Origin of the sequence: Kitasatospora sp. NPDC007106, assembly GCF_040634455.1 — a bacterium.
Lineage (GTDB): Bacteria > Actinomycetota > Actinomycetes > Streptomycetales > Streptomycetaceae > Kitasatospora > Kitasatospora arboriphila.
The window spans coordinates 1-7007 of sequence record NZ_JBEYFP010000296.1 but is presented as its reverse complement, the minus strand read 5'-3'; the positions used below and the strand labels follow the sequence as shown (position 1 = coordinate 7007).

The window sequence follows — 7007 nt, the reverse complement described above, 5'->3', positions numbered from 1 at the left end:
CGCGAGCTGGCCGCGGCCGCGCAGGCGGCGGTCTTCGGCACGCCTGTCCTGCCCGCCCCGGCGGCTCCCGTCGAGAGCGTCCGGCACATGGCCGACCGGCTGCCGGCCGCCGCCTGAACGCAGCACGCCGAAGGCGGGTGCCGACGGCGACAGCGCCAGCGACGGCGACGGCGACGGCTCAGCGGGCCACCGCGATCACCTCGCGAACGGTCTGCGGGTCGTCGAGCAGCCGCAGCATCCGCCGGGCGACCTCGGCCCGCGGGACGGTCCAGCCGCCGCGCACGTTCTGCCCGAGGGCCGTCCGGGAGGTGCCCGTGGCCGGTCCGTCGGTCAGGCGGGGCGGGCGGACGACCGTCCAGTCCAGTCCGCTGCCCCGCAGTTCGTCCTCCATCCGGGCGAGGTCGGCGTAGTGCGGCCGGAGCGCGGCCTTGACGGCGGGTCCGAAGAGGTGGCGCATCAGGAAGCCGTCGCCGGGGTCGTACCGGGGCGGGGTGGGGCGGCCGGGCGAGGGCACGGTGCCGACGGGTGCGGCGCTGACCACGACGATCCGCCGGGTGCCGGTGCTGCGCATCGCGCGGACGAGGGCGCGGGTGCCGCGCTCGGCGACGCCCGCCTCGGCGTTGGAGCGGGCGCCGAGTCCGGAGAGCACGGCGTCGGCACCGGCGACGGCGCGTTCCACGGCGGCCGGGTCGGGGTCGGCGAGGTCGGTGGTGACGACCCGTATCCGGTCGGACGCCCGTTGCTCGGGGGTCAGCCGGTCGGGGTTGCGGACGAGCACGGTGGCCTGGTGGCCGGCGGCCAGCGCCTGGTCGAGGAGGTGGCGGCCGATGCCGCCGGTGGCGGCGACGACGGTGATCTTCACGGTGGTCTCCCTGGTCCGGTCCGGTCCGGTCTGTTCTGGTCTGGTCTGTGGGGCCCTGGGCCTCAGGGGATGCGGGTGAGCTTCTCGGGGTTGGTCACGAAGTAGATGTCGCGGACGTGGTCGCCGTCGGCCGTCGGCTCGACGACCAGCACGGCGAACGGCTCCTCACCGGCGAACAGGACGGCCGAGGGGTCGCCGTTGGCGCGCGCCCAGCGGACGTGCAGGGTGGCGGCGTTCCGGGCCGCGCCGGCCATCAGCGTCCGGGCGACCTGGTCGCGGCCGTGCACGGGCAGCCGCCCGGCGGCCGGGGCGCGACCGCCGCCGTCGGCCCACAGGGTGACGTCGGGGGCGAGCAGGTCGAGCAGGGCGTGCAGGTCGCCGCCGCCGACGGCCGCGGCGAACCGCTCGGTGACGCGGCGGCGCAGCGCGGCGTCGGTGCGGTAACGGGGGCGCCGGGCGTGCACGTGCTCGCGGGCGCGGTGGGCGGTCTGGCGGACGGCGGCGGGGGTGCGGCCGAGCAGGTCGGCGATCTCGGTGTGCTGGTAGCCGAAGACCTCGTGCAGCACGAAGACGGCCCGTTCCAGCGGTGAGAGCGTCTCCAGGACGACCATCAGGGCCATCGAGACGGATTCGGCCCGCTCGGCCTCCTCCGCGGTGCCGGCGGGCGGTTCGGCATTGGCGGGGGCGACGAGCGGTTCGGGCAGCCAGGGGCCGAAGTAGGTCTCGCGGCGGCGGGTGACCGCGGCGCGGCGGGCGAGTGCCTTGTTGACGGCGATCCGCACCAGGTAGGCGCGGGTGTTGTCGATCCGCGCGGTGCCGCGGCCGGACCAGGCGAGCCAGGTCTCCTGCAGCACGTCCTCGGTGTCGGCGACGGTGCCGAGCATGCTGTAGACGATCGAGAAGAGCAGGTCTCGGTGGTCGACGAAGTCCTGGGTCGTCCCGTCGCCGTCGTCCGTGCTGCCGGTCGCTGCGGTGCCGGTCATGGTGTGCCTCCCGTGTGCGGTCACCGATCGAGAGCAGCACAGGGGGCCCGGGTGTGACATCCACCCCGCCGGATGTGACCCGGGTCTCACCCGGCTACCCCGCGCGGCGCCCGGCGGGCCGATACTGGCGGGGTGGACGAGGCGGTGGTGGACGAAGGTCCCCGGGTGCGGCCGACCGGGGCGATGGCGCGGTACGCGGCCTGGTACTCCGGGTACCGGCAGGCCGGTCTGCCACCGGGCCGACACCGGGGCCTGCCCTCGCCGTGGCTGACGCTGATCTTCACGCTGGACGACCCGCTGACGGTGGCGGTGCATCCCGAACCCGGCCGTGGGCCGCAGGACTACACGGCGCTGCTGGGCGGGCTGCACACCACGCCCGCGCTGATCACCCACCCCGGGCGGCAGTCCGGTATCCAGGTGGCGCTGGACCCGCTGGCTGCGCGACCGCTGCTGGGCCTGCCGGCGGGCGAGCTGGCGGGTCTGGACCTGCCCGCCGAGGACCTGCTGGGCCCGCTCGCCGGTGAGGTCCGGGAGCTGCTGCTCGCCGCACCCGGCTGGCCGGAGCGGTTCGCGGTGCTGGACGCACTGCTGCCGCGCCTCGCGGAGCCGTACGGCGAGGCGGCGCCGGAGGTGCGGCGGGTGTGGGCGCTGCTGCGGCGCAGCGGCGGGCGGCTGCCGGTGTCGGCGCTGGCGGCGGAGGTCGGCTGGAGCGAGCGGCACCTCGCGGCGCGGTTCCGGCTGGAGACGGGGCTGTCGCCGAAGGCCGCGGCCCGGGTGGTGCGCTTCGACCGGGCCCGCCGGATGGCCGCGTCGGACGGCGGCAGGCTGGCCGAACTCGCGGCACGGTGCGGGTACTTCGACCAGGCGCACCTGGCCAGGGAGTTCCGGGCGCTGGCCGGCGTCGCGCCGAGCGTGTGGCTGGCGGAGGAGTTCCGATTCGTCCAAGCCGGGGTGCCGGCCGCGGTACAGGCTGGGGTGTGACGGCACGGGGTGCGCGGCGGCCCCGGGTGCGACCGGCACCGGCCGACGCGGCACGGAGGTGGAGTGATGGGTACGGCACAGGTCCCGGACGGGACGCCCGCACCGCAGGTGTGGCCGACGCTGCGGTCGCACGACGCCCGCAAGCTGATCGCCTTCCTGGTGGAGGCGTTCGGCTTCGAGGAGACGGTGGTGTACGGGGAGGGCTCCGTGGTGCACCACGCGCAGCTGAGCTGGCCGGAGGGCGGCGGGGTGATGCTGGGCTCGGTCCGCGAGGACCCTGGCGGCGTCGACGGTGCGCAGGGCAGCGGTCCGACCCCGCCGGGCAGCTTCGGGGCGTACGTGGTGACGGCTGACCCAGACGCGGTGCACGCGCGGGCGGTCGCCGCGGGCGCCGAGATCGTGGACGCCCTGCACGAGACGGACTACGGCTCGCGGGACTTCGCCGCCCGCGACCCGGAGGGCAACCGCTGGTACTTCGGCACGTACCGCGGCGAGCCGCGCGGCCGTGGCTGAGACGGCGGGCGTGGCTGAGACGGCGCGCGAGGGGGAGACTGCGGGCCGGGACAGGGCGGTGCTGCGGGCGGCGTTGGAGCGGCTGCGCGGGCTGTGCCTGGCGCTGCCCGGCGCCGAGGAGCGGCCGAGCCACGGGGAGGCGGCCTGGTTCGCGGGCCGGCCGATGTTCGCCATGACCTCGGACCGGCACCACGACGACCGCACGGCCTTCTGGGCGGCGGCCGCCGCCGGGGTGCAGGAGCACCTGGTGGCGGCCGATCCGGACCGGTACTTCCGCCCGCCGTACGTGGGCGGCCGCGGCTGGATCGGGGTGTACCTGGACGTCGAGGTCGACTGGCGGCAGGTCGAGGACCTGGTGCTCGACGCCTTCCTCCTGGTGGCCCCCGCCCGGCTGCGCGCCGAGGCCCGGCAGGGCACCACGGGGGCTGGGCCCACCGGGTGAACTTGACGTCTGCGCAGGTCACAGGTGGTGCGGATGCCGAGTGGGGTGGCACGTACCGGCGTACGATGGTGCGAGTATGAGCCCTTGCGGCCCCGTCACAGCCTCCGGGCTGGAGAGAGGGGGTGGGTCCGGTGTCGATGCCTCCCGGCAGTCAGACTCCTTCCACCGCACCCCGTTCGACCGGCTCGGGTGCCGGCGAGAAGGGTCTGAAGACCGGCGCGCTCGGCCTCGTGTCGTCCGTCGCCATCGGCCTGGCCTCCACGGCCCCCGCCTACAGCCTGGCGGCGACGCTGGGCATCCTCGTCGTCGGGGTCGGCCTGCAGGCGCCGATCATCACCATCCTGGCGTTCATCCCGATGCTGCTGATCGCCTTCTCCTACAAGGAGTTGAACGCCTCCGACCCGGACTGCGGGACGACGTTCACCTGGGCGGCACGGGCGTTCGGCCCACGAACGGGCTGGATGGGCGGCTGGGGCATCATCGTCGCCGACATCATCGTGATGGCGAACCTGGCGCAGATCGCCGGCGTGTACGGCTTCCAGCTGTTCGGCCTGGACTCACTGGCGAACTCGACGACCTGGACGACCGTCGCCGGCGTCGTCTGGATCGTCGTCATGACCTGGATCTGCTACATCGGCATCGAGCTGTCCGCGGCGCTGCAGCGGTGGCTGCTGGCGATCGAGGTCGTGATGCTGGTGCTGCTGTCGGTGACGGCGCTGGTCAAGGTGTACGGCTCGAACCCGCCGTCCACGGCCATCACGGTGGACGCCTCCTGGTTCAACCCGTTCGAGGTGTCCTCGTCGACGGCGTTCACGGCGGGCATCCTCTCCGCGGTCTTCATCTACTGGGGCTGGGACACCGCGGTGTCGGTCAACGAGGAGACGGCGGACGCCGCCCGCACGCCGGGCCGGGCCGCCGTCATCTCGACCGTGCTGCTGCTGCTCATCTACGCCCTGGTGTCGACCGCGGCGATGGCCTTCGCGGGCGTCGGCACGGAGGGCATCGGGCTCGGCAACGAGGACAACTCGGGGGACGTCCTGTCGGGGCTCGGTGACGCCGTGTTCGGCACCAGCGGCTTCGGTGGGTTCCTCAGCAAGCTGATGATCTTCATGGTGTTGACCTCGTCGGCAGCGTCCACCCAGACGACCATCCTGCCGACCGCACGCACCAGCTTCTCGATGGCGGCCCACAAGGCTCTGCCCTCGCACTTCGGCCGGGTGCACCCCCGCCACCTCACCCCGACCTGGTCGACCATCGGCATGGGCCTCGCCTCGATCGCCTTCTACGTGATGCTCACCGCGATCAGCGGCAACGTCCTCGCCGACTCGATCGCCTCGGTCGGCCTCGGCATCGCCTTCTACTACGGCCTGACCGGCTTCGCCTGCGTCTGGTACTACCGCAAGGTGCTGACCCGCAGCGTCAAGGACTTCGTCCTCAAGGGCGTCGCCCCGCTGCTGGGTGGCCTGATGCTGCTGTACTTCTTCTGCTACGGCGCCTTCGACGTGTACGCCGACCCGGACTACGGCTCGACCTCGATCGACCTGCCGATCTTCGGCAAGACCGGCGGTGTGACGGTCATCGGCATCGGCGCGCTGCTGCTGGGCGTGATCCTGATGCTCGTGCAGTGGGCCGTGCAGGGCACCTGGTTCCGCCGGCCGGACGTGCCCAAGGAGGCGGCGGACCCGGCCACCGCGCCCTGAAGCCCGGCGCCGCTCGTCAGTGTCGTTCCTCGTCGTCGTCAGCGCTCGTCGTGGTCAGCGCTCGTCGTGGTCAGTCCTCGCCGTCGGTGAAGCGCCAGCGGGTCGGCGAGCCGCGAAAGTCGGTGTGCAGCAGGCCGATGGCCTGCGCCGGGCGGACCCGCACGGTGGCGTTGACCGCCGGGTCGAGGAAGTCGATGCCGTACGCCACCGAGTACTTGGCGTTCAGTGCCGCCAGGAAGCCCGCGATCTCGGCCCGGTCGGCGGTCGGCTCGGCCCGGCCCTCCAGCACCACCGGGTCCCGCGGGTCCTCGGTAGTGACCACGCAGTCCGGCCGCTCCGCGAGATTGCGCATCTTGCGGGAGGAGACGCTGCTGGAGAACCAGAACGCGCCGTCCAGCCACACGCCCCAGACCGGCATGGTGTGCGGACGGCCGTCGGGGCGCACCGAGCACACCCAGTAGTCGTGCGACCCGGTCAGACGCTTCTCGGCCCACTCCCAGCTGAGCAGACCGGTGCCCTCGTCCGCGGGCCGGATGCCGTACCCGGGCATGTGCGGGCGCCCGGCGGTCGGCTCGGTCATGGCGGCCTCTCCCTCCGACGGTGGCGGGTCCTTCCTCCAGCCTAGGGGTGTCCTCGGGGCGCACAGTGGTCGTACCGGGGGCACCCCGGTGTCGGGGGCGGATGGCAGGATCCCGGGCATGGCGGGTACGGCGGGGGTGGAGAGCACGGAGATCGGGGAGCTGACCCTGCGGGCGTGGCGGGGCGGCACGGACAAGTGGCAGGGCCGGGTGCTTCGGACGGCCGCGGAACGGCTGGCGGCGGACGGCTGGGCGGTGGCGCCGGACGGGACCGCGACCGTGGTGCTGCACGGGCGGGAATTCGCGCTGGTGCCCGGCGGCGAGGCGCAGCTGGGCTTCGATGCCGCCGCCTTCGAGGCGACGCCGGAGCAGGCCGCCTCGTACGCGGAGAGCTGCCGCGGCTTCGGCTTCCCGGCGGACCTGCGCACGCACCTGGCCGCGGTGCTGAGCCCCGTCCGGACGGTGCGGCTGCCGGCGCTGCTGGTGGGCGTCGAGGCGGTCGACGCCGGGGAGGTGGACTTCGAGGAACACGGCTGGCGGCTGCCCACCCCCGACGAGTGGGAGTACGCCTGCGGGGCGGGTGCGCCGACGCTCTTCCGCTGGGGCGCCACCCACCCGGACACCGACGACCCGTTCAGCGCCCCGGACGGCCCGCAGCACCGGCCGAACGCCTTCGGGCTGCACATCGCCCGGGACCCGTACCGGCCGGAGGTCACCGCGGATCCGGGCGTGATGTGCGGCGGGGACGGCGGGTCCGCGACCTGCGGCGGCTACGGCTCGTTCCTGGCCTGGCTGCCACTGGCGACCGCGTACCGCGACCCGGAACTCGCGGAGCTGCTCGACGGCAGCGGCTGGTGCGACGACCTGTTCGGCCGCCCGGTGGTGGCACTCTGACGCGGGCGCGCACCGCCTGACACGGATGCGCGCCGACCCGCGCGGGTGCACCGA

8 protein-coding genes are annotated in these 7007 nt (G+C 74.2%); 5 read left to right on the top strand and 3 right to left on the bottom strand.

What is annotated here, in order from left to right:
- Positions 1 to 178: 178 nt before the first annotated feature.
- Positions 179 to 862, bottom strand: coding sequence for an NAD(P)-binding oxidoreductase (locus ABZ641_RS21305; RefSeq protein ID WP_344621797.1), 684 nt, complete (start codon positions 860 to 862; stop codon positions 179 to 181).
- Between the two features lie 62 nt (positions 863 to 924).
- On the bottom strand, positions 925 to 1845 hold the full coding sequence (gene sigJ, locus ABZ641_RS21300; RefSeq protein ID WP_359983916.1) for an RNA polymerase sigma factor SigJ: 921 nt from the start codon (positions 1843 to 1845) through the stop codon (positions 925 to 927).
- A gap of 132 nt (positions 1846 to 1977) precedes the next feature.
- Here sigJ and ABZ641_RS21295 point away from each other — a divergent pair, with 132 nt between their 5' ends.
- The 4 genes from ABZ641_RS21295 to ABZ641_RS21280 all read left to right on the top strand — a co-directional run bounded on the left by ABZ641_RS21295 (position 1978) and on the right by ABZ641_RS21280 (position 5481).
- Positions 1978 to 2826, top strand: a complete 849-nt coding sequence (locus ABZ641_RS21295; RefSeq protein WP_344621795.1) for an AraC family transcriptional regulator — start codon at positions 1978 to 1980, stop codon at positions 2824 to 2826.
- Positions 2827 to 2892: 66 nt separating this feature from the next.
- Positions 2893 to 3339 (top strand): VOC family protein, encoded by a 447-nt coding sequence (locus ABZ641_RS21290; RefSeq protein WP_359983913.1) that lies wholly within the window; start codon positions 2893 to 2895, stop codon positions 3337 to 3339.
- 10 nt (positions 3340 to 3349) lie between these two features.
- Complete coding sequence (locus tag ABZ641_RS21285) at positions 3350 to 3781, top strand: MmcQ/YjbR family DNA-binding protein (protein ID WP_359983910.1); 432 nt, start codon at positions 3350 to 3352, stop codon at positions 3779 to 3781.
- Between the two features lie 137 nt (positions 3782 to 3918).
- Positions 3919 to 5481, top strand: coding sequence for an APC family permease (locus ABZ641_RS21280; RefSeq protein ID WP_344621878.1), 1563 nt, complete (start codon positions 3919 to 3921; stop codon positions 5479 to 5481).
- Between the two features lie 70 nt (positions 5482 to 5551).
- Here ABZ641_RS21280 and ABZ641_RS21275 read toward each other — a convergent pair whose 3' ends face one another.
- Entirely contained in the window at positions 5552 to 6061 is a 510-nt protein-coding gene (locus tag ABZ641_RS21275; protein ID WP_359983907.1) for a pyridoxamine 5'-phosphate oxidase family protein, read from the bottom strand.
- A gap of 118 nt (positions 6062 to 6179) precedes the next feature.
- Here ABZ641_RS21275 and ABZ641_RS21270 point away from each other — a divergent pair, with 118 nt between their 5' ends.
- Complete coding sequence (locus ABZ641_RS21270; protein ID WP_359983904.1) at positions 6180 to 6953, top strand: hypothetical protein; 774 nt, start codon at positions 6180 to 6182, stop codon at positions 6951 to 6953.
- Positions 6954 to 7007 lie beyond the last annotated feature (54 nt).

Excerpts from the sequence above, each read along its gene's own strand:
- ABZ641_RS21270 (WP_359983904.1), top strand. The coding sequence starts at position 6,180 with ATGGCGGGTACGGCGGGGGTGGAGAGCACGGAGATCGGGGAGCTGACC.
- sigJ (WP_359983916.1), bottom strand. The coding sequence starts at position 1,845 with ATGACCGGCACCGCAGCGACCGGCAGCACGGACGACGGCGACGGGACG.
- ABZ641_RS21275 (WP_359983907.1), bottom strand. The coding sequence starts at position 6,061 with ATGACCGAGCCGACCGCCGGGCGCCCGCACATGCCCGGGTACGGCATC.
- ABZ641_RS21290 (WP_359983913.1), top strand. The coding sequence starts at position 2,893 with ATGGGTACGGCACAGGTCCCGGACGGGACGCCCGCACCGCAGGTGTGG.
- ABZ641_RS21280 (WP_344621878.1), top strand. The coding sequence starts at position 3,919 with ATGCCTCCCGGCAGTCAGACTCCTTCCACCGCACCCCGTTCGACCGGC.